This window comes from Variovorax trehalosi (assembly GCF_051216415.1).
Taxonomy (GTDB): Bacteria; Pseudomonadota; Gammaproteobacteria; order Burkholderiales; family Burkholderiaceae_C; genus Variovorax.
In genome coordinates, this window is record NZ_JBPJZG010000001.1 from 607,628 (window position 1) to 632,972 (window position 25,345).

At 65.5% G+C, this 25,345-nt stretch carries 28 protein-coding genes; 13 read left to right on the plus strand and 15 right to left on the minus strand.

The window, feature by feature from the left end; translation table 11 throughout:
* Positions 1-4: 4 nt before the first annotated feature.
* The 3 genes from ACSFA7_RS02865 to ACSFA7_RS02875 are packed head-to-tail and all read left to right on the plus strand — an operon-like array spanning position 5 to position 1,951.
* A complete protein-coding gene (locus ACSFA7_RS02865) occupies positions 5-829 on the plus strand; it encodes a DMT family transporter (RefSeq protein ID WP_435497978.1) in 825 nt (274 codons plus the stop codon).
* Positions 826-1,248 carry an acyl-CoA thioesterase gene (locus tag ACSFA7_RS02870; protein ID WP_435497979.1) on the plus strand — a complete coding sequence of 141 codons (423 nt, stop codon included), beginning with the start codon at positions 826-828 and terminating at the stop codon, positions 1,246-1,248. The genes ACSFA7_RS02865 and ACSFA7_RS02870 overlap by 4 nt, the downstream gene beginning before the upstream one ends.
* A gap of 7 nt (positions 1,249-1,255) precedes the next feature.
* Entirely contained in the window at positions 1,256-1,951 is a 696-nt protein-coding gene (locus tag ACSFA7_RS02875) for a M949_RS01915 family surface polysaccharide biosynthesis protein (RefSeq protein ID WP_435497980.1), read from the plus strand.
* Here ACSFA7_RS02875 and ACSFA7_RS02880 read toward each other — a convergent pair.
* A complete protein-coding gene (locus ACSFA7_RS02880) occupies positions 1,948-3,312 on the minus strand; it encodes a sensor histidine kinase (protein ID WP_435497981.1) in 1,365 nt (454 codons plus the stop codon). The genes ACSFA7_RS02875 and ACSFA7_RS02880 overlap by 4 nt on opposite strands.
* Positions 3,309-3,983, minus strand: a complete 675-nt coding sequence (locus ACSFA7_RS02885; protein WP_435497982.1) for a winged helix-turn-helix domain-containing protein — start codon at positions 3,981-3,983, stop codon at positions 3,309-3,311. The genes ACSFA7_RS02880 and ACSFA7_RS02885 overlap by 4 nt, the downstream gene beginning before the upstream one ends.
* Before the next feature lie 183 nt (positions 3,984-4,166).
* On the opposite strand from ACSFA7_RS02885, the gene ACSFA7_RS02890 reads away from it, so the two are divergent.
* From ACSFA7_RS02890 to ACSFA7_RS02900, 3 genes are read left to right on the plus strand one after another with little or no spacing between them, the layout of a single operon-like run.
* Entirely contained in the window at positions 4,167-4,844 is a 678-nt protein-coding gene (locus tag ACSFA7_RS02890) for a phosphatase PAP2 family protein (RefSeq protein WP_435497983.1), read from the plus strand.
* Positions 4,831-5,400, plus strand: coding sequence for a phosphatase PAP2 family protein (locus tag ACSFA7_RS02895; RefSeq protein ID WP_435497984.1), 570 nt, complete (start codon positions 4,831-4,833; stop codon positions 5,398-5,400). The genes ACSFA7_RS02890 and ACSFA7_RS02895 overlap by 14 nt, the downstream gene beginning before the upstream one ends.
* Before the next feature lie 57 nt (positions 5,401-5,457).
* Positions 5,458-7,218 (plus strand): phosphoethanolamine transferase, encoded by a 1,761-nt coding sequence (locus tag ACSFA7_RS02900; protein WP_435497985.1) that lies wholly within the window; start codon positions 5,458-5,460, stop codon positions 7,216-7,218.
* Positions 7,219-7,233: 15 nt separating this feature from the next.
* Here ACSFA7_RS02900 and ACSFA7_RS02905 read toward each other — a convergent pair whose 3' ends face one another.
* The 3 genes from ACSFA7_RS02905 to ACSFA7_RS02915 form a co-directional block, all read right to left on the minus strand.
* Positions 7,234-7,812: a peroxidase-related enzyme gene (locus tag ACSFA7_RS02905; RefSeq protein ID WP_435497986.1), complete on the minus strand. Its 579-nt coding sequence runs from the start codon at positions 7,810-7,812 to the stop codon at positions 7,234-7,236.
* A gap of 68 nt (positions 7,813-7,880) precedes the next feature.
* A complete protein-coding gene (locus ACSFA7_RS02910) occupies positions 7,881-9,143 on the minus strand; it encodes an HAD family hydrolase (RefSeq protein WP_435497987.1) in 1,263 nt (420 codons plus the stop codon).
* A 114-nt stretch (positions 9,144-9,257) separates the two neighbouring features.
* Entirely contained in the window at positions 9,258-9,611 is a 354-nt protein-coding gene (locus ACSFA7_RS02915; RefSeq protein WP_435497988.1) for a nuclear transport factor 2 family protein, read from the minus strand.
* 86 nt (positions 9,612-9,697) lie between these two features.
* Here ACSFA7_RS02915 and ACSFA7_RS02920 point away from each other — a divergent pair, with 86 nt between their 5' ends.
* Positions 9,698-10,270, plus strand: coding sequence for a hypothetical protein (locus ACSFA7_RS02920; protein WP_435497989.1), 573 nt, complete (start codon positions 9,698-9,700; stop codon positions 10,268-10,270).
* A 218-nt stretch (positions 10,271-10,488) separates the two neighbouring features.
* On the opposite strand, the gene ACSFA7_RS02925 is transcribed toward ACSFA7_RS02920, so the two are convergent.
* Positions 10,489-11,448: an AraC family transcriptional regulator gene (locus tag ACSFA7_RS02925; protein ID WP_435497990.1), complete on the minus strand. Its 960-nt coding sequence runs from the start codon at positions 11,446-11,448 to the stop codon at positions 10,489-10,491.
* A 125-nt stretch (positions 11,449-11,573) separates the two neighbouring features.
* Here ACSFA7_RS02925 and ACSFA7_RS02930 point away from each other — a divergent pair, with 125 nt between their 5' ends.
* Complete coding sequence (locus ACSFA7_RS02930; protein WP_435497991.1) at positions 11,574-12,410, plus strand: oxidoreductase; 837 nt, start codon at positions 11,574-11,576, stop codon at positions 12,408-12,410.
* Between the two features lie 53 nt (positions 12,411-12,463).
* On the opposite strand, the gene ACSFA7_RS02935 is transcribed toward ACSFA7_RS02930, so the two are convergent.
* From ACSFA7_RS02935 to eat, 5 genes are all read right to left on the minus strand, one after another.
* Positions 12,464-13,117, minus strand: a complete 654-nt coding sequence (locus ACSFA7_RS02935; RefSeq protein ID WP_435497992.1) for a glutathione S-transferase family protein — start codon at positions 13,115-13,117, stop codon at positions 12,464-12,466.
* A gap of 46 nt (positions 13,118-13,163) precedes the next feature.
* Positions 13,164-13,454, minus strand: a complete 291-nt coding sequence (locus ACSFA7_RS02940; RefSeq protein ID WP_307647572.1) for a DUF1330 domain-containing protein — start codon at positions 13,452-13,454, stop codon at positions 13,164-13,166.
* Between the two features lie 239 nt (positions 13,455-13,693).
* Complete coding sequence (gene eutC / locus ACSFA7_RS02945) at positions 13,694-14,479, minus strand: ethanolamine ammonia-lyase subunit EutC (protein WP_435497993.1); 786 nt, start codon at positions 14,477-14,479, stop codon at positions 13,694-13,696.
* On the minus strand, positions 14,476-15,870 hold the full coding sequence (locus ACSFA7_RS02950; protein ID WP_435497994.1) for an ethanolamine ammonia-lyase subunit EutB: 1,395 nt from the start codon (positions 15,868-15,870) through the stop codon (positions 14,476-14,478). Before ACSFA7_RS02950 ends, eutC begins: the two co-directional genes overlap by 4 nt.
* A gap of 15 nt (positions 15,871-15,885) precedes the next feature.
* Positions 15,886-17,307, minus strand: coding sequence for an ethanolamine permease (gene eat, locus ACSFA7_RS02955; RefSeq protein ID WP_435497995.1), 1,422 nt, complete (start codon positions 17,305-17,307; stop codon positions 15,886-15,888).
* Positions 17,308-17,443: 136 nt separating this feature from the next.
* On the opposite strand from eat, the gene ACSFA7_RS02960 reads away from it, so the two are divergent.
* Positions 17,444-17,854, plus strand: coding sequence for an FKBP-type peptidyl-prolyl cis-trans isomerase (locus ACSFA7_RS02960; RefSeq protein ID WP_435497996.1), 411 nt, complete (start codon positions 17,444-17,446; stop codon positions 17,852-17,854).
* Positions 17,855-17,858: 4 nt separating this feature from the next.
* Here ACSFA7_RS02960 and ACSFA7_RS02965 read toward each other — a convergent pair whose 3' ends face one another.
* On the minus strand, positions 17,859-18,614 hold the full coding sequence (locus tag ACSFA7_RS02965; protein ID WP_435497997.1) for a glucose 1-dehydrogenase: 756 nt from the start codon (positions 18,612-18,614) through the stop codon (positions 17,859-17,861).
* A gap of 128 nt (positions 18,615-18,742) precedes the next feature.
* Between ACSFA7_RS02965 and ACSFA7_RS02970 the strand changes: the two genes are divergently transcribed.
* Positions 18,743-19,660 (plus strand): LysR family transcriptional regulator, encoded by a 918-nt coding sequence (locus ACSFA7_RS02970; protein WP_435497998.1) that lies wholly within the window; start codon positions 18,743-18,745, stop codon positions 19,658-19,660.
* Between the two features lie 6 nt (positions 19,661-19,666).
* Here the strand turns inward: ACSFA7_RS02970 and ACSFA7_RS02975 are convergent, their stop codons facing one another.
* The 3 genes from ACSFA7_RS02975 to ACSFA7_RS02985 form a co-directional block, all read right to left on the minus strand.
* Positions 19,667-21,265 carry an OpgD/OpgG family glucan biosynthesis protein gene (locus ACSFA7_RS02975; RefSeq protein ID WP_435497999.1) on the minus strand — a complete coding sequence of 533 codons (1,599 nt, stop codon included), beginning with the start codon at positions 21,263-21,265 and terminating at the stop codon, positions 19,667-19,669.
* A 170-nt stretch (positions 21,266-21,435) separates the two neighbouring features.
* Entirely contained in the window at positions 21,436-22,287 is an 852-nt protein-coding gene (locus ACSFA7_RS02980) for a class I SAM-dependent methyltransferase (RefSeq protein WP_435498000.1), read from the minus strand.
* A 107-nt stretch (positions 22,288-22,394) separates the two neighbouring features.
* Positions 22,395-23,612: a hypothetical protein gene (locus ACSFA7_RS02985; protein WP_435498001.1), complete on the minus strand. Its 1,218-nt coding sequence runs from the start codon at positions 23,610-23,612 to the stop codon at positions 22,395-22,397.
* Positions 23,613-23,822: 210 nt separating this feature from the next.
* Here ACSFA7_RS02985 and ACSFA7_RS02990 point away from each other — a divergent pair, with 210 nt between their 5' ends.
* The 3 genes from ACSFA7_RS02990 to ACSFA7_RS03000 are packed head-to-tail and all read left to right on the plus strand — an operon-like array spanning position 23,823 to position 25,321.
* The gene (locus ACSFA7_RS02990; RefSeq protein WP_435498002.1) at positions 23,823-24,239 is read left to right on the plus strand and encodes a YjfI family protein; all 417 of its coding nucleotides are present in this window, start codon (positions 23,823-23,825) and stop codon (positions 24,237-24,239) included.
* Between the two features lie 12 nt (positions 24,240-24,251).
* On the plus strand, positions 24,252-24,965 hold the full coding sequence (locus tag ACSFA7_RS02995; RefSeq protein ID WP_435498003.1) for a PspA/IM30 family protein: 714 nt from the start codon (positions 24,252-24,254) through the stop codon (positions 24,963-24,965).
* Entirely contained in the window at positions 24,962-25,321 is a 360-nt protein-coding gene (locus ACSFA7_RS03000) for a hypothetical protein (RefSeq protein WP_435498004.1), read from the plus strand. The genes ACSFA7_RS02995 and ACSFA7_RS03000 overlap by 4 nt, the downstream gene beginning before the upstream one ends.
* The last annotated feature ends 24 nt before the right edge of the window (positions 25,322-25,345 follow it).

Sequence of the window (25,345 nt, forward strand, 5' to 3'; positions counted from 1 at the left end):
GCGCATGGTCGGCCACTTCGGCATGGTCGACATCACGGCCGCGCGCTTCGCGGTGTTTGGTGCCGTGTCGGCGTTGGCAGTGTTCGCGCGGCCGGCGGCCGTGCGCTGGCCGAATGGACGGCAGGCGCTCGCGGCGCTCGGGCTCAGTGTGCTGGGCTTCAGCGGCTACTACCTGCTGCTGGCCTTCGGCATCGTGGCGGCCGGTACCGAGGTGCCCAGCCTCATCATCGGCACGATTCCCGTCTGGATGATGCTGCTCGGCCGGCCCGCGGGGCTGCGCATGCGCGCGCTGCTGCCGGGGTTGTTGCTCACGGGCGCGGGCATCGCGCTGATGATCTGGAGCGCGTGGGCGACGCAGCATCGCGAAGGTGGGGTGCGCTACGGCTGGGGCATTGCGCTGGCACTCGGCGCGATGGTGAGCTGGACGATCTACGGCCTGCTCAACGCGAAATGGCTGCAGCGCCACACCGAACTCAACGCGACGGACTGGGCCAACTGGCTCGGCATCGCCACCGGCCTCGGCGCTCTGCTGCTGTGGGTGGTGGCGGGCAGTGACATGGCCACGCTGCAGTCGCAGCCCGACGGCATGCTCTTTGTCTGGATCGCATTGGCGGGCGGCTTCGGTTCGTCGTGGCTTGCGACCATCCTCTGGAACATCGCCAGCCAGCGCCTCTCGGCCAGCCTGTGCGGCCAACTGATCGTGAGCGAGACGCTGTTCGCCTTGCTCTATTCCTTCGTCTGGGACGGCCGCTGGCCGCAGGCCACCGAATGGGTGGCGGCGCTGCTGTTCGTGCTGGGCATCCTCGCATCCATCAAGGCGCACCGATGAGAATCGAAATCCCCGAAAAGAAGAAGCTCGTGTATGAAATGTCGATCCCCATCCGCTGGGGCGACATGGACGCCATGGGCCACCTGAACAACGGCACCTACTTCCGTTACCTCGAAACCGCACGCATCGACTGGATGCGTTCGATCGGCTTCGAGCCGGAGCCGGGCGGCGAGGGCATGGTGATCGTCAATGCCTTCTGCAATTTCTACCGGCAGATCGAATATCCGGGCAACGTGCTGCTGAAGATGTACGTGAGCGACCCGGGCCGCACCACCTTCGAGAGCTGGGGCACGATGGCGCGCGAGGAAGCGCCCGACGTGATCTGCGCGGCGGGCGGGGCGACGACGATCTGGGTGGATTTTCCGAAGCAGAAGGCGTTGGCGTTGCCGGTGTGGCTGCGTACGCTGGTGAGCGAGTAAGCGCACGATGAAACGCAAGGTACTGTCGCTTGCCGCGTTCGCGTTGCTCGCCACCGCAAGCCATGCCCAGACGACGAAGGCCGAAAAAAATGCATGCCCCGCCAACGCGCCCTTCCTGAGTGCCGACGCGGTGAAGAAAGCCGGCGTCGAACTCCCGGTGTTCAAGCGCTACTGCTACACCGACACCTCCGGCAGCTACGCGTTGCTGCTCGCCGAAAAGCAGGACGTGCCGTTCACAGGCGAGATGCTGTCCTCGGTCATCCAGGCCACGCTCTTCAAGGTAGAAGGCGACGGCAGCCTCGCGCGGCAATGGTCGATTCGCGACTTCGCGGGCAAGGACGATGCCGGCATCAACTTCAGGTCGAAGCTCTTGGAGCTCGCAGATATCGATGCGGACGGGTCGGTCGAGCCGATCCTCGTCTACCGCTTCTTCGCCCCGGGCGAGAAAGACGGCTTCAACACCGACGCCTACTCGGGCGCCATCAAGATCGTCGCGTTCTACCAGGGGCGAAAAGTGGTGATCCACGCCATCACCGGCATCCTGGACGGTGATCGCAGCACGAGGGCCAATGCAGAATTCTTTGCCTTGCCGGAGCCTGTGCGCCGGCACCTGATCGACAAGACGGTCGCGATGGAGAAGGCGGGTCAGTTCGGCTTCGACAACTCCAACAAGTTCATGCCGAAGAAGGCGAAAGCGCGCTAGGCCGGCCGCAACACAATCCGCGCCTCGAACCCCTGCGCCGCCCCCACCGGCGGGGATGCCAGCTCCAGCTTCGCGTTGTGCTTCTCGACGATCGTGCCCACGATCGACAGCCCCAACCCATAGCCTGCGCGGTCCGAGCCGTGCCGCACATGGCGTTGCTGCAGCGTCTTGAGCTGCGTTGCGCTGACGCCGGCGCCGAAGTCCCTCACCACCAGCGTGCAGGGCGCCGCCACCTCGATCACCACGCGCCCGCCACCGCCGTAGCGCAACGCGTTCTCCACGAGGTTGCGCAGCGCGATCGCCAGCGCGTCGACATCGCCGAAGGCCACCGGCGCCGCGCTGTCGGGCACCTTGAGCTTCAGGCGCTCGTTGTTCAGCGGGTCTTGCCAGAACTCCTGTGCCACGGTGCCTGCGAGCTGAACCAGGTCGACCCTCGCACGCGTGAGCGATGCACCCGATTCCGCGCGCGACAACTGCAGCAGTTTCTCGGTGCGGTGGCTCAGCATCTGCAGCGCCTGGAGCGCGCCCTGCACGTCGTCACGCTTCAGGTCATGGTCGAGTGCGGTCTGCAAACGAAGGCGCGCGGCAGCCAGCGGCGTGCGCAGTTCATGGGCCGCGTTGGCGGCGAGTGCGCGCTCCACGTCGAGCGACTGCGACAGCCGCTCCAGCAGGCTGTTGACGTGGTCGCCCACCGAGCGCAGCTCCTGCGGCAACCCCGGCAGCGTGATCGGCCGCAGGTCGGCACCGCTGCGCTTCTCGATCTCGCCCGCGAGCTGCTGCAGCACGCGCAGCTCGGTGCGCGCCACATTGCGCAGCACCAGCGCGAGCAGTGGCAGCACCGCACCGAGCGGAATGATCAGGCCGAACAGCGTGCGGTTGAGCGCACGGCGGCGCTCGTCGAGCGGGTCGGCCACCTGGAAGTAGAGGCCGAGCGTCGGGTGCCGCACGGTGTAGATGCGCCAGGTCGGGTTGTTGGCGAAGCCGGGAGCCAGCGGCACATCGAAGGTGTCGGCGGGCGTCTCGGCCGAACGCAGCAGCACGTGCTCGTGAATGTCGACCACCTGGTACAGAACGGCGTCTTCGGCGAACAACTGCTTGGGTGCGACCAGCGGCGTGGCCGGCGGTGCGTCGCCCTTGTGCTGCAGCTTGGCGAGTTCCTGCACGGCCATGTCGAACATGCGGTGCGACACCTCGACCAGCTCGTTGTCGAAGTTGTGGTTGATCTCGCGGTCCACATACCAGACCACGGCCAGCACGCACAGCAGCCACACGCCGCCGACCCACACGATGAGGGTGCGTGTGAGGCGTCCGGCCAGCGAGTCGCGACCACCCACAGAACTCGCAAGCCGGGCGGTGCTCATTCGTCGTCGTCCGCCGAGAACGACAGCCGGTAGCCGAGGCCGCGCAACGTCTGGATGTGGCTCTTGCCGAGCTTGCGGCGCAGGCGGCTGATGAAGACCTCGAGCGTGTTGCTGTCGGCTTCGTCGCCGAAGCCGTAGAGCGCGTCGGCCAGGTTCTCGCGCGTGTGGATGCGCTCGGGGCGCGTGGCCATCACGCGCAGCAAGGCCCATTCCTTTTGCGTGAGCACGACGGGGCTGCCATCCTTGCGCACGCGGTCGTGGGCCAGGTCGATCTCCAGCGTGCCCAGCTGCAGCACCGGCGAGGTGTTGGCGCTGCGGCGCCGCTCGACCGCGCGCAGCCGGGCCAGCAGTTCCGCGGGGTCATACGGCTTGATGAGGTAGTCGTCGGCACCGGCGTCGAGGCCGCGGATGCGGTCGGTGACCTGGTCGCGGGCCGTGAGCACGATGACGATGGGCGGCTCGCGCAACGCGCGCACCTGCGGCAGCAGCGAGAGGCCGTCGCCGTCGCCCAGGTGCAGGTCGAGCAGCACCGCCGCGTACTGCACCGAGAGCAGGGCACCGCGTGCTTCGGCGAGGCTGGGCGCCACATCGACGACGAAAGCCTTGGCCAGCAGATAGCTGCACACGGCATCTGCCAAGGAAGTGTCATCTTCGACAAGCAATATGCGCACGCGGTGTGTCTCTGTAAAAACACGAAGTCTAGCGCCCGCAGGGCGGCGGGAGGCCGCGTCAGGATTCGTTCAGGTCGCTTCAGACTGGGTTCATTTCGCGAACGTAGGCTCGCGCCAGTTTTTGTCGAGGCCTGGTTTTTTCAAATGACACGCACCGCAAATCTCCGTTCCGGAGTCCTGACCTTGCTCGCACTGGCCTTGTTGATGACGTGGGACGCCTCCGGCGGCGACCTCTGGCTGGCACACATGGCCGGCACGCCGATGGGCTTTCCGTGGCGCGACAACCCCTTCCTGGTCCATGTGATGCACGAGGGCGCCAGAAACCTGAGCTGGCTGCTGGTGATCGGGCTGTTCGCGGCCATCCGCTGGCCTGTGGGCATCCTGCGCAGGCTCGCCACGCGGGAACGGGTGCAACTCGCATCGACCGTGCTGGCCTCGGTGCTGGCCATCAGCCTCATCAAGCATTTCAGTGACACCAGCTGCCCCTGGGACCTGAAGGAATTCGGCGGCGTCGCGCGCTATGTGTCGCATTGGTCGTGGGGTGTCGACGATGGCGGGGCGGGCGGGTGCTTCCCCGCCGGTCACGCCTCGGCTGCGTTCGCCTATGTCGGCGGTTATTTCGTGCTGCGCCGGGTTTCCTCCCGCGCGGCGTTCATCTGGCTGGGCGTGGCGGTGGTCGCAGGCCTGGCGCTGGGCTTGTCGCAGCAACTGCGCGGCGCCCACTACATGAGCCACACGCTCTGGACCGCGTGGGTCTGCTGGGTGGTCGGGTTTGCCATCGACGTGGCGGTGACGCGCCGCGACCCCCACCCGTCCGATCTGTCCGACGCGGCAGCACCTCTTCACCATGCAAGCTCTTGATTTCGCTCTGTTCGGATGGCTCAACGCGGGCGCCTCCGCATCGCTGTGGCTCATCGAATTCGCCCGTTTCGCCTCCGAGGTGCTGCCGGCCCTGCTGGCCGTGACGATCATCGCGGCTGCGATGGTCGACAAGCGCTGGCGCTATGTGCTTTTCACCGCGCTGGTGAGCGTGCTGGCGACCTGGGTCATCGTGAACGTGTTTCGCTCGGCCCTGCCGTTCCCGAGACCCGCGTTCTACGGGCTGGGCATCCAGTGGGAGCCGCAAGGCATGCGGCCGGGCTTTCCGAGCCTGCATGCGGCGGGCACCTTCGCCGCCGCCTTCTCGCTGTGGTGCCTGCCGCAGCGCGCACCGATGCTGGCAGCGCTCGCGGTGGCGGCGGTGGTGGCCTGGAGCCGCCTCTACCTGGGGCTGCACTTTCCCTCGGACATTGCGGCGGCCGTGCTCCTTGCCGCGCTGGTGTCGATCCTGGTCGAGCGCGGCGTGAGCCGCCCGCTGAGCCTCGCCTTGGCCAGAATGCCAGCCCGTCGCAGGCGCGCACGGGCACGGCGAGCCTGAACATGGCCTGAACAGCGAGTTCAGGCTCCTTTCAGGCAGGGCTCCTACAGTCGCTGCATGTCTTTTTCGCGTATCGAGCCCGCACCCGCGCATCGCATGCCTTTTTCCGAGGCTTCCGAGGCATCGGCGCCACACTTTCCGGCGGCCGGAGCGCTCTGGAAACGCCTCGACCGATGGCTCGCACGCCCGCGTTCCGCCGCACAGGTCGTGCTCTGGCTGGGCCTGTACTTGGTGCTGACCACCAACTGGCCGCTCTGGAACGAGCTGGCCCGCATCGGCGGGGCGCCCAGCACCTACCTGCCGACGGTCGCCGCCATGAGCCTGCTCACGCTGTGCGGCACGGTGGCGATGCTCTCGCTCACGGCCTGGTCGCGCTGGGTCAAGCCGCTGTGGTTCCTGGTGGTCGTGCTGGCCGCGGTGGCGCAGCACTACATGCTGGAGTACCGCGTCGTCATGGACCCGACCATGATCGCCAACGCGCTGCAGACCGATCCGAACGAAGCGCGCGACCTGCTGAGCTGGCGCATGGCCTTCAACGTGCTGGTGGTCGCATTGCCCGCGGGGGCGCTGCTCTGGCGCGTGCGCATCGCGCCGATGCGTTTTTTCTCCAAGCTCTGGCGCAACGCGGCCCTGCTGCTGCTGGCCGTGGTGGTGGCGCTGGTCACCGGCGTGGCGATGAACCGGCAACTCGCGCCGCTGATGCGCAACAACATCCACCTGCGCTACATGATGAACCCGATCGCGAGCCTTTACTCGACGGGTGCCGTGTTCATCAAGCCGCTGTTCAAGCGCAGCGGGAAGCTGATTCCGATCACCGCCGGCACATCGCTCGGCGCGAGCTACGCAGCGCAAGCGCGTCCCCCGATGTTCGTGATCGTGGTGGGCGAAACGGCGCGAGCGGACCATTTCGCTCTCAACGGCTACGCACGAGACACCACGCCCGAGCTGGCCAAGCGCGGCGTGCTGAGTTATCGCGACGTGCACTCGTGCGGCACCAACACGCTGGCCTCGGTGCCGTGCATGTTTTCGCCATTGGGCAAACAAGGCTACGAATCGCGCAAGGACGACTACGAGAACCTGGTCGACGTGTTGCAGGCCTCGGGCCTGGCCGTGCTCTGGCTCGACAACCAGGCCGGCTGCAAGGACGTGTGCACGCGCATCCCCAACGCATCGGCTTTCGACGGGCTCGATGCCGCCACGAAGAAAGCCCTGTGCGACGGCGATGAATGCCTGGACGACGTGATGCTCAAGAACCTCGACGCGCGCATCGCCGCGCTGCCGGCCGAGCGCCGCGCCAAGGGCGTGGTGCTGGTGATGCACCAGATGGGCAGCCATGGGCCGGCCTACTACAAGCGCTCGGCGCCCGACGTGAAGCGCTTCACGCCCGAGTGCAAGACCAACGCGCTGGCCGAGTGCGGGCACAACGAGCTGATGAACGTCTACGACAACTCCATCGCGGAGACCGACCGCTTCCTCGCCCGCACGATCGACTGGCTCCAGGCCCAATCGAAGCAGTACGACCCGGGAATGCTGTACGTGAGCGACCACGGCGAATCGCTCGGCGAATACGGCCTGTTCCTGCACGGCGTGCCGTACAGCTTCGCGCCCGAGGCGCAGAAGCACGTGCCGATGGTCACCTGGTTCGGCGAAGGCCTGAGCGAGCGCCGCAAGCTCTCGCGTTCGTGCATGGAGGCGGGGCTCGATGCGCCGCTCACGCACGACAACCTCTATCACACGGTGCTGGGCGTGATGGACGTGAACACGCCCACCTACAAGCCGGCGCTGGATGCGCTGGCCTCCTGCCGCGCGAAGGCCTGAACGCGAGTGCCTTGACTACTTCTTCTCGCGAGGCAACCGCCCCATCAGGAAGAACTCATTGTTCGGCTGCATGCCGCTGAAGCTCGCGAGCCGGTTGCTCAGGCCGAAGAAGGCGGTGATGGCCGCGATGTCCCAGATGTCCTCGTCGTCGAAGCCGTGGGCGTGCAGCGGCGGGAAGTCGTTGTCGTCGATCTCGTGCGAGCGGTCGCAGACCTTCATCGCGAAGTCGAGCATCGCGCGCTGGCGCGGCGTGATGTCGGCCTTGCGGTAGTTCACCGCCACCTGGTCGGCCACCAGCGGTTTTTTCTCGTAGATGCGCAAGAGCGCGCCGTGCGCCACCACGCAGTAGAGGCACTGGTTGGCCGCGCTGGTGGTGGTCACGATCATCTCGCGGTCGCCCTTGGTGAGCGAGCCTTCTTCCTTGAGCATCAGCGCGTCGTGGTACGCGAAGAATGCGCGCCACTCGGCCGGGCGTCGCGCGAGGCCGAGGAACACGTTGGGCACGAAGCCGGCCTTTTCCTGCACGGCGAGGATCGCGGTGCGGATGTCTTCGGGCAGGTCTTTCAGTTCGGCGAGGGGGTAGCGGGCAGCCATCTTTTGTCTCCTGGTGTTCGATGCCAGGATCATAGGCAGATGCCCGCGGCCGGGCTGTCTCGGGCTGGCTACTTGAGCGCCTTGCCTTGCGTGGCACCCAGCGGTGTGTGCAGCTGCGAGGCCACCCACTGCCCGGTGTTGTCGTCGCGGCCCTGCAGCAGGTAGCGGGTGTCGGGCTTGCCGTAGTTCTGCACCGCCATCGCCGAGAACTTGCCGATGTCGGTCTTCGGATCGCGCAGTCGGTTGACGATCAGCACCTTCTTCGTGTCGGCGAAGTCGGCCATCATGTTCTGGTCGCCCTCGCTGTCGCCGGCAATGAAGCTCGGGCCGTAGCCGTACTTGCTGACCAGGAAACGCTGGATGTTCTTCGTCTTGCCCGGGCCCTGCGTCTGGTCGTAGCCGCGGCGGAACTCGGGCTGGATCACGCCGTTGGCGTCGCGCTCCAGTTCCATCGCCAGCACGCGATCGGGCGGGTTGTTGTAGCCGAAGGCGGGGTTCGAAGAGATCTCCTTGATCACGTCGACGAACGAGGCCGAGCACACCCACACATCGAAGCCCGCGGTGCGGAACGCGGCATACAGCTCCTGCATCTCGGGCTGCAGCCGCAGGCCGTTCTTCCAGCTCACCGAAACCACGCCCGCCTGGCCCGGCAGTGCGGCTGGCGAAGTCCACTTGACCTTGGCAACCGGCTCCTTCAGCTGCCACGCCACCGTGTCGGCCGTGAGCTTGCGCACCTGTGCCTCGGTCATGCCGACGAAGAGGTAGGTGACCCAGGGGTAGGCCGTGCCGTGGTCGAAGGTGTCGCCGATGGCTTCATAGAGATAGCGCACCTTGGTGGTGAAGGCGATGTAGTGCGGGTTCAGCTTCACGGCCGCCAGCGGCTGGTTGCCCTTGAGGGTGCTGCTGTTCCGGTAGAGCCAGGTGTAGCTGGCCACGATGTCGGGCACCACGAGGTCGATGTTGACCGGCTTGCCCGCCGCGTTGTTGTACGCGGGCAGGAAGTCTTTCTTCGGGATGTTCTTGCGCAGGGCCACTTCGAGCTGCGCGGGCGTCGCACCGAAGGCGAGGTTCTCGAGCTGGTAGATGAGCGAGGCTTCCTCGATGTCGAGAAAGACGCTGGTGTTGTCCCAGTCGAACACCACGTACGGCGGCTTGGCGGCGTTGTAGCCGGGGCTGCCCTTGCCGAGGCTGGCAATCAGGCCTTCGATCTGCGTGCGGTTGAAGGCGTCCCAATGGGCAGGGGAGAGACCCTTGATGGGCGAGAGGCTGGCGCAGCCGGTGGCGACCAGCGCCGTGGCGAGCGGGGTGAGGAGGACGAGGCGGCGGTGCATGCGTTCCCTGTTGTTGTGCGTTGTCGATGAGAAGCGCGGACGTATGCGGCGCCCGTGACACTTCCGCATCGACCTACGCATCAGCCGTGCCAGGCCAGGCCAGGCCAGGCCTGGTCAGGGCGTGGCGGAAGTCGCCGTGGTGGCTTGAGTCATGACGGTGGCCCATGCACCGTCGATGCGCTTCCAAACTTCCATTCCCCATAGCCTGCCGCTGAAAAATCGAGTGACTACAAGGTCGCCTTGCTGTTCGTGTTGCTCGCGTTCGCGCGGGACATAGGGCCGCCGCTTCTGCGTTTGCAGGTTGCCGATCCGTTCGGCCCGAGACATGAATTCACCGTTCTGCTGGACAGTCGTGAAGTCGCTTGCTGTGTACTTGCCCCATTGCGCAGGGTCGACGGCATAGAAGGCTTCGTCTCGTGCACGCACAGCGGCTTGAAGGTCGGGAGGGAGTGTGTTTGTGCTGGTCATGAGAGCAATGTAGCGCCCAGGGTTGGGGTCTGCTGTGGGCCGACGCTGCTGGAAGTGCTTCGGCTAAAGTCGGCCAGAGGCAGCCTTTGGACACCGGCCTGCAGTTGTCACAGAAACCAGAAGAATGGAACAGCGACGGCGGACATACAGGCGAGGCGAACGCCTCCAAGATGTGCGTGTTTGAGGGCAATCGCTTTCGGGCTCGCGTCCGTTTTCCAATGTGCATGCGCGCAAGCGAATTGCGAGGAACTCTTTTGAAACAGATGCCGCACACGATCCTTCCCGACCTGGCTTGGTCGTTCAGCAGGGACACACCTGAATCCATCGTCGAATGGGAAGAAGCGTTGTCTGCCTATGGAGAAGACGTCGGCATGCCTGTCGAACGGGACAGTCTGTGGCTGGTGCTCCCGGTTCGCGCTCTCGACGTGCAGTACACGTACTGGGTGGTCGGCAACAACAACGAGCGGCAGCCAAAGAGCAAGGTCGTTTCCGTCCGCGCTTCAAGGCTCCTGTCGTGCAGCGAGATTCTTTTTGAGGTGCACAAGGCGTCGCATGCCGAACTAGAGGATCAGGATCATTGCTTTTTCGAAGGGCTGGAACTGCTCGACGAGGTGTTCGAAAAAGACGTACCGGCGTACAAGCTGCTGCTGGGCAGTTGAGGCTTGGTGGAGTGGCGGAGCAGTATCGCAATTCGCCGAAATCCGAAACGGGCCGAACTTTGCAGGTTTGGAAGAATGGGCTTGCGTGAGGAGGGTGCTGGATCGTCTGCCCCGGCCTTCGCGCAACTTCGTTGGTTTGGGCGAGGCGACGTCCGCTGCTCGACAGCGTCCACGACGTTCACTCAATTGCGCACATTGCGCAAGTCCTGCTTCGTCGATCAATGCGACGATACCCACTCTTGCGCTCCCGGCAACGGTGGCATCGCGAAGCTCGACTTCAGGCGCGCCACCTCATCGCCCGGACTGCGCCCGAAAAAGCGCTTGAACTCACGGCTGAACTGCGACGCGCTTTCATACCCGACCTCCAGGCTCGCTGCGGACGCTGTCTTCCCGTTTCGCAGCATCAGCAGGCGCGCTTGATGAAGGCGCACCGACTTGAGGTACTGCATCGGAGAACTCTGGGTGACGCTGCGAAAGTGGGCGTGAAACGTAGGGATGCTCATGCCAGCCTCGCGGGCCAAGCGCGTGACGGTGAGGCGATCGCCAAACGAGGTGTGGATGCGTCGCACGGCCTTGGCGATTCTTCCGAACTGACCCTGACCGGCGAGGGCCGCGCGCATCGATGCACCCTGTTCTCCGATGAGGACCCGGAAGTAGATCTCGCGCACGATCGCCGGCCCGAGCAACACGGCCTCCACGGGTGAACTCATCGCTTCGAGAAATCGCAGGACTGTCTGCGCCAGCGCGTCGTCCATCGGTGTCGAGAACATCCCGACGGGTTCAGCGCTCGAACGCTCGGTGAGCTCGTCGACCTGCAACGCAAGGCTGGCGAGGACGGTGAGGTCGAGGCTGAAGTAGATCGCCAGCAGAGGCGCGTCGGCGCTGGCGTCGGTCTCCATGGTGAACGGGACCGGCACCGACACCGCGAGGTAGTGCTGGGCATCGTAGAGGTAGACCTGATCGGCCCAGAGGCCCCGCTTGCGACCCTGGCAGACGATGACGATGCCCGGTTCGTAGAGCACGGGGGTCGAAGCCAATGGGCGATCGGAGCGAAGAAAACGCACGTCCGCAAGCGCGGTCAGCGTGTAGCCCTCTTGCGGTGCGAGTTGCTTCAAGAGCGCAATCATGCGGGCGCTGGAAGAACTGCTGTCGAGGGGCGTTGCGCTCGATTTTTTCATTCAGCGTACTGTGCATCAATTCGGGCAATAAGCGGCAAAAAAATGGATGGTATTCATAGGAATAGGCAAACAAAACAGAGGATTGCGACTGGCTTGGCGGCACCCTAGATTCCTAGAATCGACGCATGAAAAACACCAGAACATTCTTCATTACGGGCGTCAGCAGCGGCTTCGGCCGGGCCATCGCGAGCGCTGCGCTGCAGGCCGGTCACCGCGTCGTCGGAACCGTTCGAAACGAGCAGGCAGCAGCGGAATTCCAAACGCAGATTCGCGGTGATGCGCACGTGAAACTGCTCGACGTGACGCAGTTCGACGCTGTTGCACCACTCGCTGCTGTCGTCGAGGCGGAGCTCGGGCCGGTGGACGTCGTGATCAACAACGCGGGGTACGGCCATGAGGGCATCCTGGAGGAATCGTCGCTCGACGAAATGCGGCGCCAGTTCGACGTCAACGTGTTTGGTGCGGTCGCGGTCATGAAGGCGTTCCTGCCGTTCATGCGCCAGCGCCGGCGTGGACACATCATCAACATCACGTCGATGGGGGGCTACATCACGATGCCCGGCATCAGCTACTACTGCGGCAGCAAGTTCGCCCTTGAAGGGATCTCCGAGACGCTGGCCAGGGAGGTGAAGGGCCTCGGCATCGCAGTGACCGCGGTCGCCCCGGGATCTTTCAGGACGGACTGGGCCGGACGTTCGATGGTGCGCAGCGCGCGCGCCATCAGCGACTACGACAGCCTGTTCGATCCGATCCGGCAATCGCGCATCGACAAGAGCGGCAAGCAGCTTGGCGATCCGTACAAGGCCGCTGCGGCGATCCTTGCGCTCGTCGATATGCCGGAGCCCCCGGAGCACTTGCTGATCGGCAGCGATGCGCTCGGGCTCGTGCGAGCAAAGTCCGATGCAATGCTTGCGAGTTTGAAGCGCCATGAGGCGCTGACTTGCTCGACCGATATTGTTTGACGTTGCGTTCGGCCTGAAGCTCGATAACCGTCAAGCCGAAGTGCGGCGGCCTGTCAACCTGCCGGCAAGGGCACGGCGTTGATCGCCAGCTGCGCGGCGAACGCTCGCTGGTAGGCCGGCCGCGCTTCGCCGCGAGCAACATAAGCGGCCAGGCTGGGAAACTCGTCCAGCAGGCCGGATGGTCTCGCCCGCAGCAGCACCGACACCATCAATAGGTCGCCGGCGCTGAAGCCGCCGTCCAGCCAGTCGGTCTCGCCCAGGCGAGTGGCAAGCTGGGTCAGCCGGGCGCGCACGCGGTCATGCACGAGGGGCATGCGCTCGTCTTTCCAGGGCTTGTCGCCTTCCACGAACTTGACAGTGACGAGTTCGAGGATGGGCGGCTCGACCGTATTGAGTGCCGCGAACATCCATGTGATGGCGCGCGCCCTTGCGTTGGCATCGGCGGGGAACAGGCCGGGGCGGCGCTCGGCGATGTGCAGCACGATGGCGCCGGTCTCGAACAGCGCGAGGCCGCCTTCCTCGTAGGTGGGAATCTGGCCGAAGGGATGCAGCGCCAGATGCGCGGCCTCCTTCATCGCGTGGAAGGGCACCAGGCGCACCTCGTAGGGCAGGCCGACTTCCTCCAGCGCCCAGCGCACGCGCGTGTCGCGCGCCAGACCCTTGCCGCCATCGGGCGACCGTTCAAAGGCGGTGATGGTGATGGTCATCGTGAGTGTCCTTTGGCCTTGCGGGCGCGCACCCGCCCCGGGTTGCTCAAACCCCTTCGATGACGCGCAGATCCCGTTCCGCACCGTCGCCCAGTGCGGCAAGCGCTGCCTGGTAGTCGGGGCTGTCGTGCACTGCTGTCGCTTGCTCGACGCTGTCGAATTCGATCAACACGGTGCGTTCGGGCAAACCGTACTCGTAGACCTTGGCGGGGAGGCCTCGTGCGAGAAAGCGCCCGCCGCCGGCAGCGATCGCCGGGCCGGCCAGTTTCGCGTAGGCCGCGAGTTTGTCGGCGTCCTTGACGGCTCGGTATGCACTGACCCAATAGGCTTTTGCCATGGCGATCTCTTTCTGTCTTGTTGCTGAATGAGTGAATGAACGAATGAACAATTCGCGTCGTTGAAAACGATCCGCGGACCGGATCTTCGGTGCCTTCGTCCAACTTGTCCGGGACAGGGGAATCAAAGTCTATATAGGCTGCCCCGGCGCAGTCGAGCGCAGGTGCCTAGGCGCCGATGCGGCCGGCCTGCTGCTCGATGAAGGCCGCCACGCGCCGCACGAGCGCTGGATCGCCTGCTTTATCCGGGCAGCCCCGGCCTTCGCGCATCGTGCTGCTGCAGCACCGCAAGATCGCTTTCATCCTTGAGCGCCACGCCGGTCAGCCCCCTTTGCAGGGACTCGCGCATCAGCCATGCCAGCTTGAATGCGGCGGCTTCGTAGGGCAGGCCTTCGGGTCGCACGTTGGAGATGCAATTGCGCGCTGCATCGTTCAGCCCGCGTTTGGGCGAATGGGTCAGGTAGATGCCGAGGCTGTCGGGTGAACTCAAGCCCGGCCGCTCGCCGATCAGCATCACCGAGAGCATCGCGCCGAACAGTTCGCCCACCTCGTCGGCCAGCGCCACGCGCGCCTGCGTGGCGATGACCACGGGAGAGAAGCGCGTGTCGGCCGGCAACTGCGCGCGCAGGGCGGCGAGCAGCGGTGCGGCATGGCGCGCCACGGCGAGCGACGAAAGCCCGTCGCCGATGACGACGCAGACATCGCAGCCGTAGCGGCCGATGCCGCGCAGGCGCCCGTCGTCCTGGTCGTCGAGCTGGCGGCCCAGGTCGGGGCGGCGCAGGTAGGTGGTGCGGTCCGCTGCACGGCTGCGGGCGCGGGCCACTTCCCAATGCTGCGAGCTCAGCGTGGCTTCGAGCGCATCGACATCGAGTGCGGCATGGATCGCATCCCGCGCCATCGCATGCGCCCAGCCGAAGCGCAGCGTCTCGTTGGTGGGCATGCCGGCGCCGGCGCGGCCGAGTGCGAGGCGCGCGGGCGTGGCCGAGCGCCATTGCGCCCAGGGGTTGGGTGTGACGGCGTCGCTCATGATTTGAAAGCCTTGAGCCCGCTCATGTCGGCCAGCAGTCGGTTGGAGGAGGGCGGTGCGAGCTGCCCCGCCGCATCGGTGATCTGCATGCGCTGCAGCCACGCCTCGAACTCGGGCGCGCGCTTCAGGCCCAGCGTCTGGCGCAGGAACAGGGCGTCGTGGAACGAGGTGCTCTGGTAGTTGAGCATCACGTCGTCGGCACCCGGAATGCCCATGATGAAGTTGATGCCCGCGGTGCCCAGCAGCACGAGCAGGGTGTCCATGTCGTCCTGGTCGGCTTCGGCGTGGTTCGTGTAGCAGATGTCGCAGCCGATGGGCAGGCCCAGCAGCTTGCCGCAGAAGTGGTCTTCGAGGCCCGCGCGGATGATCTGCTTGCCGTCGTACAGGTACTCCGGCCCGATGAAGCCGACCACCGTGTTGATGAGAAAGGGCTTGTAGCGCCGCGCCAGCGCATAGGCACGCACCTCGCAGGTCTGCTGGTCGACGCCGAAGTTCGCATTGGCCGAGAGCGCGCTGCCCTGGCCAGTCTCGAAGTACATGACGTTGTCGCCGACGGTGCCGCGCTTCAGGGCCAGCGCGGCCGCATAGGCCTCGTCGAGCAGCTCGGGCGTCACGCCGAACGAAAGGTTCGCCTTCTCGGTGCCGGCGATCGACTGGAACACCAGGTCCACCGGCGCGCCGGCCTCCGCGAGCTTGAGCGTGTTGGTCACGTGCGTGAGCACGCAGCTCTGCGTGGGAATCTCGAAGCGCTGGATCACCTCGTTCAGCATGTGCAGCAGCTGGCCCAGCACCGGCATGCTGTCGGAGGCCGGGTTGAGGCCGATCACCGCATCGCCCGCGCCGTAGAGCAATCCGTCGAGCGTGGAGGCGGCCACGCCGCGCAGGTCGTCGGTCGGGTGGTTGGGCTGCAGCCGCACCGACAGGTGGCCGGGCAGGCCGATGGTGTTGCGAAAGCGCGTGATCACGCTGCACTTCTTCGCGACCGACACCAGGTCCTGGTTGCGCATGAGCTTGGACACAGCCGCCACCATCTCGGGCGTGAGGCCGGGCGCGAGTGCGGTGAGCGTGGCGGTCGTGGCTTCGTCCGACAGCAGCCAGTTGCGGAAGTCGCCGACCGTGAGGTGCGACACCGGCGCGAAAGCCTCTGCATCGTGGCCGTCGATGATGAGCCGCGTGATGTTGTCGCTTTCGTAGGGAATGAGCGCTTCGGTCAAAAACTGCTTGAGCGGCGTGTCGGCCAGCACATGGCGCGCGGCCATGCGCTGCTGCGCGGTGGCGGCGCCGACGCCCGCGAGGTAGTCGCCCGAGCGCGCGGGGCTGGCAAAGGCCATGACCTGCTTCAGGTCGTCGAAGGTGAAGACCTGTTCTGCGATGGTGGTGCGGTAGCGCATCGTTCGGGCGTGGACTCAGGCGTTGGTGGCCGAGGAAGACAGCATCTCATCGGGCGCGGCCGCCTTGCGCTGCGAAGAGGTCAAAAGAAAGTAGCCGTAAGCCGCGGCCATCAGCACCAGGAACAGCACTGTCAGCATGAAGTTGAACCACACCATCGCACCGAGGCACACCACCCCCAGGCCGAGCGCGATGGCCGGGAACACCGGATAGAAGGGCGCGCGGTAGGTGCGCAGCAGGTCGGGCTCGCTCCTGCGCAGCTTGAAGAGCGCGGCCATCGAGATCAGGTACATCACGATCGCGCCGAGCACCGCCATGGTCACGATGTTGGCGGTGAGCGTCTGGCCGCCGAACTGCACCCACTCGTCGCTGAAGATCGCGATCACGCCGATGACGCCGCCGGCCAGCAGCGCGCGGTGCGGCGTGTCGAAGCGGGGGCTCAGGCCCGCGAAGTAGGCCGGCAGATAACCGGCACGCGCCAGCGCGAAGATCTGGCGCGAGTAGCCCATGATGATTCCGTGGAAGGACGCAATGAGCCCGAACAGCCCGATCCACACCAGCATGTGCAGCCAGCCGCTGTTGTCGCCCACCACCGCCTTCATCGCCTGCGGCAGCGGGTCGTTGATGTTGGCGAGCTTGCGCCAGTCGCCCACGCCGCCCGCGAAGATCATCACGCCGAAGGCCAGCACCACCAGCGTGACGATGCCGGTGGTGTAGGCGATAGGAATGGTGCGGTGCGGATCGCGCGCTTCTTCGGCCGCCATGGCCGCACCCTCGATGGCAAGGAAGAACCAGATCGCGAACGGAATCGACGCGAAGATGCCCGAGATCGCCGCGCCGTTGAGCACGTTGCCGCCGGCCCAGCCGTTGGCGACGAAGTTCGCCAGCGTCCAGCCCGGCGTGACCACGCCCATGAACACCAGCAGCTCGAAGATCGCGAGCACCGTCACGAAGAGCTCGAAGGCCGCGGCGATGCCGACGCCGATCCAGTTGAGCCCGATGAAGATCACGTATGCCCCAAGCGCGAACCACTTCGGGTTGATGCCCGGGAACTGCACGTTGAGGTAGGCGCCGATGGCCAGCGCGATGGCCGGCGGCGCGAAGACGAATTCGATCAGCGTGGCAAAGCCCGCGACGAAGCCGCCGGTCGGCCCGAAGGCGCGCCGCGCATACGCAAAGGGACCGCCCGCATGCGGAATCGCGGTCGAGAGCTCGGTGAAGCTGAAGATGAAGGTGGTGTACATCGTGGCCACCAGCAGCGTGGCGACCAGGAAGCCGAGCGTGCCGGCGGTGTTCCAGCCGTAGCTCCAACCAAAGTACTCACCGGAGATGACAAGGCCCACTGCAATGCCCCAGAGCTGGATGGGGCCCAGGACCTTCTTCAGATGGCCCGTGCCCTGGGCAGTCGATGCGGCCGGGGCGGCTTCGGTGGCGTGCATGGAGGCTTCCTCTCTTCGTGAATGTTGACAGTGCACATCCAGCAAAGCAAGGGTCGTTCCACTACCTACATCGCGCTACATCGAGGCGATGCAGGCGCTGGCCATAATCGAGGTCTTTCAATCCCCGAGGTGTTTCGTGAAGACTCTTTTCTGTGCCGCTCTCGTGTCCGTCCTTGCCATTCCCGCAGCCTTTGCGCAGTCCGCACCGGTGACCACGCCCAGCGGCCTGATCTACCAGTCGCTCAAGGAGGGCACCGGCGCATCGCCCGCCGCCACCGACACGGTCAAGGTCCACTACCGCGGCACCTTCCCCGACACCGGCAAGGAGTTCGACAGCTCCTACAAGCGCGGCGAACCCACCGAGTTCCCGCTCAACGGCGTGATCCCGTGCTGGACCGAAGGCGTGCAGAAGATGAAGCCGGGCGGCAAGGCCAAGCTCACCTGCCCGCCGTCGATTGCCTACGGCTCGCGCGGCGCGGGCGGCGTGATTCCGCCGAACGCAACGCTGAACTTCGAAGTCGAGTTGGTGTCGGTCACCAAGCGCTGATCGGTCAGATCTGCGCCATGCCTCCGTCGACGAACAGTTCCGTGCCGTTCACGAAGCTGCTGTCGTCGGAGGCGAGGAACACCACAGCCTTGGCGATCTCGTCGGGCGTGCCGACCCGGCCCAGTGGAATGTTCTGTGCCTGTCCCTCGATGAAGCCCTTCACCTGTTCCGGCGTGAGGCCCAGCAGCTCATAGGCCGGCGTCGGCACCACACCGGGACTGACCGCGTTGACGCGGATGCCGGCATCCTTCAGGTCCACCGCCCAGCCGCGCGCGAAGCTGCGCACCGCCGCCTTGGTCGCGCTGTAGACGCTGAAGGCCGGGTTGCCCTTGATGCTGGTGATCGATGCGTTGAGAACAATCGACGCGCCCTTGGGCATCAGCGGCAGCGCCTTCTGCACGGTGAAGAGCAGGCCGCGCACATTGGTGCCGAAGGTTTTGTCGAAATGTTCTTCAGTGATCTGGCCGAGCGGCAGCAAGCTGCCACCGCCCGCGTTGGCGAACAGCACGTCGAGCCGGCCTTTCTGTTCCTTGATGGTGGCGTAGAGCCTGTCGAGATCGGCGAGCTTGGAGACGTCGCCGAGCACGCTGGTCACGTTGCGGCCGATGGTCTTCACCGCCGCATCGAGTTCCGCCTGGCGGCGACCCGTGATGAACACATGGGCGCCTTCGGCCACGAAGCGTTGCGCGGTGGCCAGGCCGATGCCGCTGGTGCCACCGGTGACGAGGGCGATCTTGTCGTTGAGCTTGAGTTGGGACATGACTTCTTTCTTCCTTGGAAATTGCTGCAAGGCAGCGTTGACGATGGAAGGCAGTTTGGGCGCGACCGCCTCGCAGACCAAGAGGCCGCGCGGGACATCTTTATTTCCGGATCACTAATAATCCGGCGATGGACCAGATCACCGCCATGCGCGTCTTCGCCCGGGTGGTCGAGGCCGGCACCTTCACCCGCGCGGCCGATTCGCTGCAGATGCCCAAGCCCACCGTGACGAAGATGGTGCAGCAGCTCGAGACGCACCTTCGGGTGAAGCTGCTGCAACGCACGACGCGGCGCGTGACCGTCACGCCGGAAGGCGCGGCCTACTACGAGCGCACGGCGCGCGTGCTTGCCGAGCTGGAAGACATCGAATCGGACCTCACCAATGCGCAGGCCAATCCGCGCGGAAGGCTGCGGGTGGACGTCGGCTCCTCGCTGGCCAACATGATCCTGATTCCGCAGTTGCCGGCATTCCATGCGCGCTATCCGGAGATCGAACTCGAGATCGGCGTGAGCGACCGGCCGGTGAACCTGATCGGCGATGCGGTCGACTGCGTGATCCGTGCCGGGGAATTGAACGACCAGACGCTCGTGGCGCGCCGCATCGCGACCTTGCCCTTCGTGACCTGCGCGACGCCGTCTTATCTGGAACGCCACGGTGTCCCGAAGACGCCGGCGGACCTGGGGGACGGCACGCACCGCGTGGTGGGCTATTTCTCGTCGCTGAGCAACCGGCCGATTCCGCTGCGCTATGTGCGCGGCGAGGAGCGCATCGAGATCCACGGCCACACGGTGGTCGGTGTGAACGAGAGCACCGCGCACCTGAGCGCAGTGCTCACCGGGATCGGCGTGGCACAGACCTTCGATGTGATGGCCGCCCCCTATCTGGCAAGCGGCGCGCTGGTCGAGATACTGCAGGGCTGGGCGCCCGAGCCGTATCCGCTGCACGTGGTGTACCCGACCAACCGGCACCTGAGCGCCAAGCTGCGCGTGTTCGTCGACTGGGCGGTGGAGCTCTTCGCGCCCCACAACGCACACCCAACGCGTTGAAGAAGCTCAACCAGGCTGGTACTGGTACAGCCAGGTCTCGGTCAACGTCTGGTCGCCGTTCTTCAGGTAGAGCCGCATATCGATCGGCTCGTTGCCTTCGGGCGTGAAGTCGAACTGCGCGCGCCAGTGGCCGGGCACGCCATTGGGCACGGCCTCGGCGAAGACGTACGAGAACTTGCCGCGCGGCGCCGTGAGCACCAGCTCGGGCTTCACCCCGAAGGGCACGGTGGTGAGCGGCTGGCCGATGAACTCGACCATGAACTTGCGCACGCCCTGCGGCCGCGGCTGGCCCGGCTGGCCGCCGCGGCCGATGCGCGTGGCCACGCAGCGCGCGAGCGGCGAAGGAAATGGCTCCTGGTCGGTCCAGTGCAGCCGGTACTGCAGGCTGTAGCTCGCACCCGCCTTGGCCTCGACCTTCGGCACCCAGAAGGCGACGACGTTGTCGTGGATCTCGTCGTCGGTCGGGATCTCGATGAGCTGCACCGAGCCTTCGCCCCAATCGCCCAGCGGTTCGATCCAGAGGCTCGGGCGCTTCTCGTAGTTGACGCCGTCCTGGTAGTGGTCGAACGACCGGTCGCGCTGCAACAGGCCGAAGCCGCGCGGCTTGGTGTCGGCGAAGGCGGAGGCGCGCGTCTGCGTGGGGTTGTTGAGCGGGCGCCAGATGCGCTCGCCCGCGCCGTTCCAGATCGCGAGGCCGTCGGAGTCGTGCACCTCGGGCCGCCAGTCGATGGCGGTGGGCTTGATGGTCTCGGAGTACCAGTACATCGAGGTGAGCGGCACGAGGCCCAGGCGCGCCACGTCGCGGCGCAGGAACAGGCGCGAATCGATGTCCATGATCACCGCCTTGCCGCGCTGCATGACGAACTTGAAGACGCCCGTCACGCTCGGCCCTTCGAGCAGCGCGTAGACGGTCATCGAGGTGGTGTTGTTCGCGGCCGGGGTCTCGAAATAGAAGCGGGTGAAGGTGGGGAATTCCTCGGGCTTGTCGGGCACCGCCACATCGAGTGCGAGGCCGCGCGCCGAGAGACCGTACTGGTAGAGCTCGCCGATCGCGCGGAAATACGAGGCGCCGAGGAAGGCGACCCAGTCGTTCTTCTGCCAGTCGAGCTTGCTCTGGTCACCCAGGCGGCTTTCCTGCAGGCGAAAACCCGCGAAGCCCGCGCCGGGCGGCAGCGCGCGCGCGGGGCTGTCGGGCGGCATCGAGAAGTAGTCGGGGCTGTAGAGCACCTCGCGGGCGAAGGCATCGCCATCGGAGTTCTCCAGCACGTGCATGCGCACCGGCGTCTGGAAGAAGCGGCCGAGGTGGAAGAAGGTGACGGGGAACGCGCCGGGGCCTTCGCGGAAGAGGGCGTTGGCGGGGTCGAACTTGATCTTGCCGTGCGCGTCGTAGTCGATCTTCTCGAGCACGTTGGGTGCGAGCGGCGCGGCGGCAACGTAGGGTTGCGCGGCGAGGCGCTTGGCTTGCGCGACGAGACGGTCGAACGAGAAAGGCGACGGCTGGCTCAGTTGCAGGCCGTTGGCGGCCAGCGCCTCTTCGGGCAGTCCAAGGGCGGCGAGTGCGGCGGCGGCACCACCTGCGGCAAGGAAGGATCGGCGATCAAGCATGTGTTTCTTGAGGGTTCGAGTCTTTGGGGAGGGGGAGAACGAGGCGAAACGCGGAATGATTTTCCGCGATGGAAGCAGCCGCCAGCTTGCCGCATTTCGCGGGACACCCCGCGTCAGCCATTCCGCGCAATGCAGGCCGGACAAAGCCGTCGATTCGGAAAATTGTGCGTTTATGTATCGGCTGGCGCCACCGTGTCCACGGCGCTCAACGCATACACCGCATAAAGGGGCGCGCCGAAGACCATCCTGAACACCGGGCCAAGCACCGTGTAGGCCAGGCCCAGGCCCTCCATCACGCGGTAGGTGCCGTCCAGCTGCAGGCGCGGATGCGGTTGGGTCAGGTCGGCGGGCCGGCGCAGGCCCCAGAGAAACTCGGCGCCCGTCGGCCGCACCGACGGATGGTTGCGCGCGCGCCCGGTGGCGATCCAGCACATGGCATCGAAAGCCAGCACCGAGCCCGCGGGCGCCCGCTCGCCGAAGGCGGCGAGCACCGCTTGCACGGTCTCCGGCTTCAGGTACATGAGCACGCCTTCGGTGAAGAGGAAGACCGGTGGCGCGTTGCGCTTTTTCGGCAGGCCGAGCTGGTCCCACCAGTCGGGTGCGGTCAGGTCGAGCTCGCGCACGTCGTGGCGCGGATGGGTCTCGGGAATCAGCTCGCGGCGCAGCGCGAGCACCTCGGGCAGGTCGGCATCGGTCATGCGCGACTTGTCGTCGTCCAGCCACTGGAAGTAGTGGCTCAGGCCGCAGCCCATGTTCACCACGCGCGCGCCGGGATGCCGCTTCAGAAAATCCTGCGCGAGGCTGCGAAAGCGCCGCGTGCGCGCGAGGATGCCGTAGATGGTCGCCCGGTCTTCCGGCAGGGCCTGCCCGTCGTCGCGGATCTTCTCGAGGATGGCTGCGGCATAGGCGTCCCGCACGGCCACCTGCGGGAAGATGGCGTCGCCGGACGCACGCGCGGCCAGGGGGATCCGCAAGGTGGAGGGAACGGCCGACAGGCGCTGCGCGAGCTTGCTGGTCGTCATGGATGCGGGAGCGAGGTCATGGGCAAAGTCTGGCGGCTCCCGCACGACGGGGCAAGTCAGTCTTTCGTTCAGCCTCGCGGGGCCATCAGTTGCCTCTTTACGTGGCCTCAGGCATGACGAGCTTGCGCGAATGCTGCTCGCGGGGCGAACCAGGTCTCGGGAGTCGGTGACCAGCGGGGATCGGGTTCCCGCTCGAGCAGTGCGCAAGCCAGCGCGCCGAGGTCCGCTTCAAAGATTTCGCTCGCTGCATCGGCGCCACCATCTTCGTGTCGCGCGGTGGACACGAACTGTGCAAAGGGAAGCCAGTCCTTTGCCAGCAACTCGACCAGAATGCGGGCGAGCTCGTAGGAAAGAAGATTGCCGTCGTCGGTCCTGAAGAAGGACTCGCCCGACCAGAACTCCTGTATCTCGGTTTCTCCCCAGAAGGCGAGGTGCTTGCGCCGCAGTTCCTGTGGGGTGTGGGTTGCGGGCCCCGCACCTGCCAGTCTTCGCTCCGTATTGACTGCCAGCCCTTCGTCGAGCCATCTTGGCAGGTCCAGATGTGACAGGGCGCTGTGGGTCATCTCGTGCGCGATGACCGGTTCTATGGCGGAGAGGTCGGCCCGTTTGGCAAGGAAATGCGGGCAGCCTGCATTGATGAACATGCCGCCGCTGAGGGCGAATTCGCCCTGTTCGGGGTAGTAGCTCGAAACGTAGCCGTAGTACGTCTCTTCATCGTCCATGACCAGCAGGATGCTCCTGTCGTTCTCCTCGAACACGGCAACGCCGGCGAGGACTTTCCGGATTCTCTTGCGTGTGGAAGTGACATATGCCGCCGTGGCGACGGCGACCGAGTGCTCCAGCGAGGAGAGCACCCACGCCTGTTCCGATTCGTACAAATGGAAATGAGGTCCCAGGGCATCCCTGAGATGAAGCAGCCATGCGCGCTTTCCCAGCGCAGTGGCCGCGCGTTGACGATCGGGCTCAGTCTGCGATGAGGTCCACTCGCCGAGGGCTTGCCAGTCCAGCAGGGGAAGGCCATGGGAGAAGCCGATGTTCGGGGGGAGCGAAAACGGCTCCGCGCCGCCGAGGGAGATTTCGGTCGGTGCAGCCTCGGCGATGAATCCGTTCGGCAGCGCGGTGTCGACACCTTTCCCGGGATCGCGGGGTGGTCTGGGCAGATAGCTCCATACGATGGACGCGCCCATGAAGGGGACGATCCAGATCATGGCGATCAGCAGGTTCTTTCGCAGTGGAATTTCGTCAATCGCAAGAGCGCGCCGCGTCATCCACACATTGAGCACGAGCAGCAAGGCAGACGCCGAGACAAGAAGCAAAGCGGACATCGGAAAAGAATCAGACGAATAGGAGGAGCCGCGTCACGAAATCGACACGCAGGGTGGACGGGCCTGCCATCGGCGGATTCTAGAGAGCGCGCCAGTGCCGAAAGTCATGGCTTGGCAAAAAGAAAATTTTTGACATGTTATGTCGGCGCACCTATAGTGAACCCATCGAAGCACCGCTCGCTTCCAACGGTTTCAACCACAAGGAGAGGTATGCAATCACTGCTCGATCAACTCAAGGGCCTCGATGCGCTGGCGGGCGCCGCGATGGGCGGGCTGCCGGTGCAGCTGCAACCCATTCCGGGCAGTACGCCCGTGGTCCAGGTGAGCATCGAGGGGCGCGACGAGCTGCCTATCTTTATTACCAGTTCCGACATGCAGATCATCTGCATCTGCTACCTCTGGACCGAGGATGAAGTGAGGCCCGAGCGCCGCACCGAGCTGCTCGAATCGCTGCTCGATCTCAACCCATCCGTGCCCCTGTCGTCCTTCGGCCGCGTCGATGGCCGCTACGTGCTCACCGGTGCACTCGGGCGCAACGCGAGCGTGGAAGACGTCGCACGCGAAGTGGCGGTGCTCAGCGACAACGCGCTCGATGCACTGGACGCCCTGTCCGAATTCCTGAATTAAGCGGAGATCCACATGACCGTCATCAAGAAGCTTGTCACCCTGCTGCGCGGCAGCGCGCGCGAGATCGGCGAGAGCGTGGTCGACAGCAATGCCACGCGCATCTACGAGCAGGAAATCATCGACGCCAAGCACAGCATCGAGAAGGCCAAGGGCGACCTCACGGGCGTGATGGCCAAGGAGATGCAGTCGGCCCGCGAGATCGAGCGCCTGAAGAACGAAGCCACGCGTTACGAAGGCCTCGCGCTCGAAGCGCTCAATAAGACGCAGGAAAGCCTTGCGCTCGACGTGGCGGCCAAGGTCGGCACCATCGAGCAGGAGCTGGAGGAACAGGCCAAGGCCCATGCCTCCTACGCACTGCAGGTCTCCAAGCTCAAGGAGCTGATCAAGTCGGCCGAGGCGCGCATCCGCGAGCACGAGCGCGAGATCGGCATCGCCAAGACCACCGAGAGCGTCTACCGCGCCACGCAGTCGATCTCCGAGAACATCGGCAGCGGCGGTTCGCGCCTGGCCAATGCGCGCGAATCGCTCGAACGCATCCGCGCACGCCACGAAGACCTGGCCGACCGCATGACCGCCAGCCAGGCGCTCGAGAACGAACTGGGCCATCAGGCGCTCGAGAAGAAGCTGGCCGCCGCGGGCATCGGCAGCGACGCCGACCGCACCGGCAAGGTGATGGAGCGCATCCGCGCCCGCCAGGCCAACCCGAGCGGGCCGGCTTCCGAATGAACGTGCGGGTCAAGCCGGTTCGCTGGCAGGGCTCGGACGAGGCGATACGCGCCGTCCAGGTGGCGTTCGACGTGGAGGAGGCCGTGCTGGAGGCGGTCCGCACGGCGGCTTTCGGGCAGCACGTGTCCACCTCCGACCAGATCCGCCAGGTGCTGGGGCTGGCGACCACGTCGAAGCCCAAGCGCCCGCGCCTGACGGTGTCGCTCAGCGGGGCAGACTACGAATTCCTGGCGAAGCGCTATGGCCTCGCCGCCGACGACCGCCTGGCCATCAAGGAAAGAGCCACGCGCGACCTGATTGCGTTTGCAAGTAGTGGGAAGAAGGGCACCGGCGCGGGGAAGCCGAGCCGCAAGTAGAACAACAAACAACAACCCGCAAGC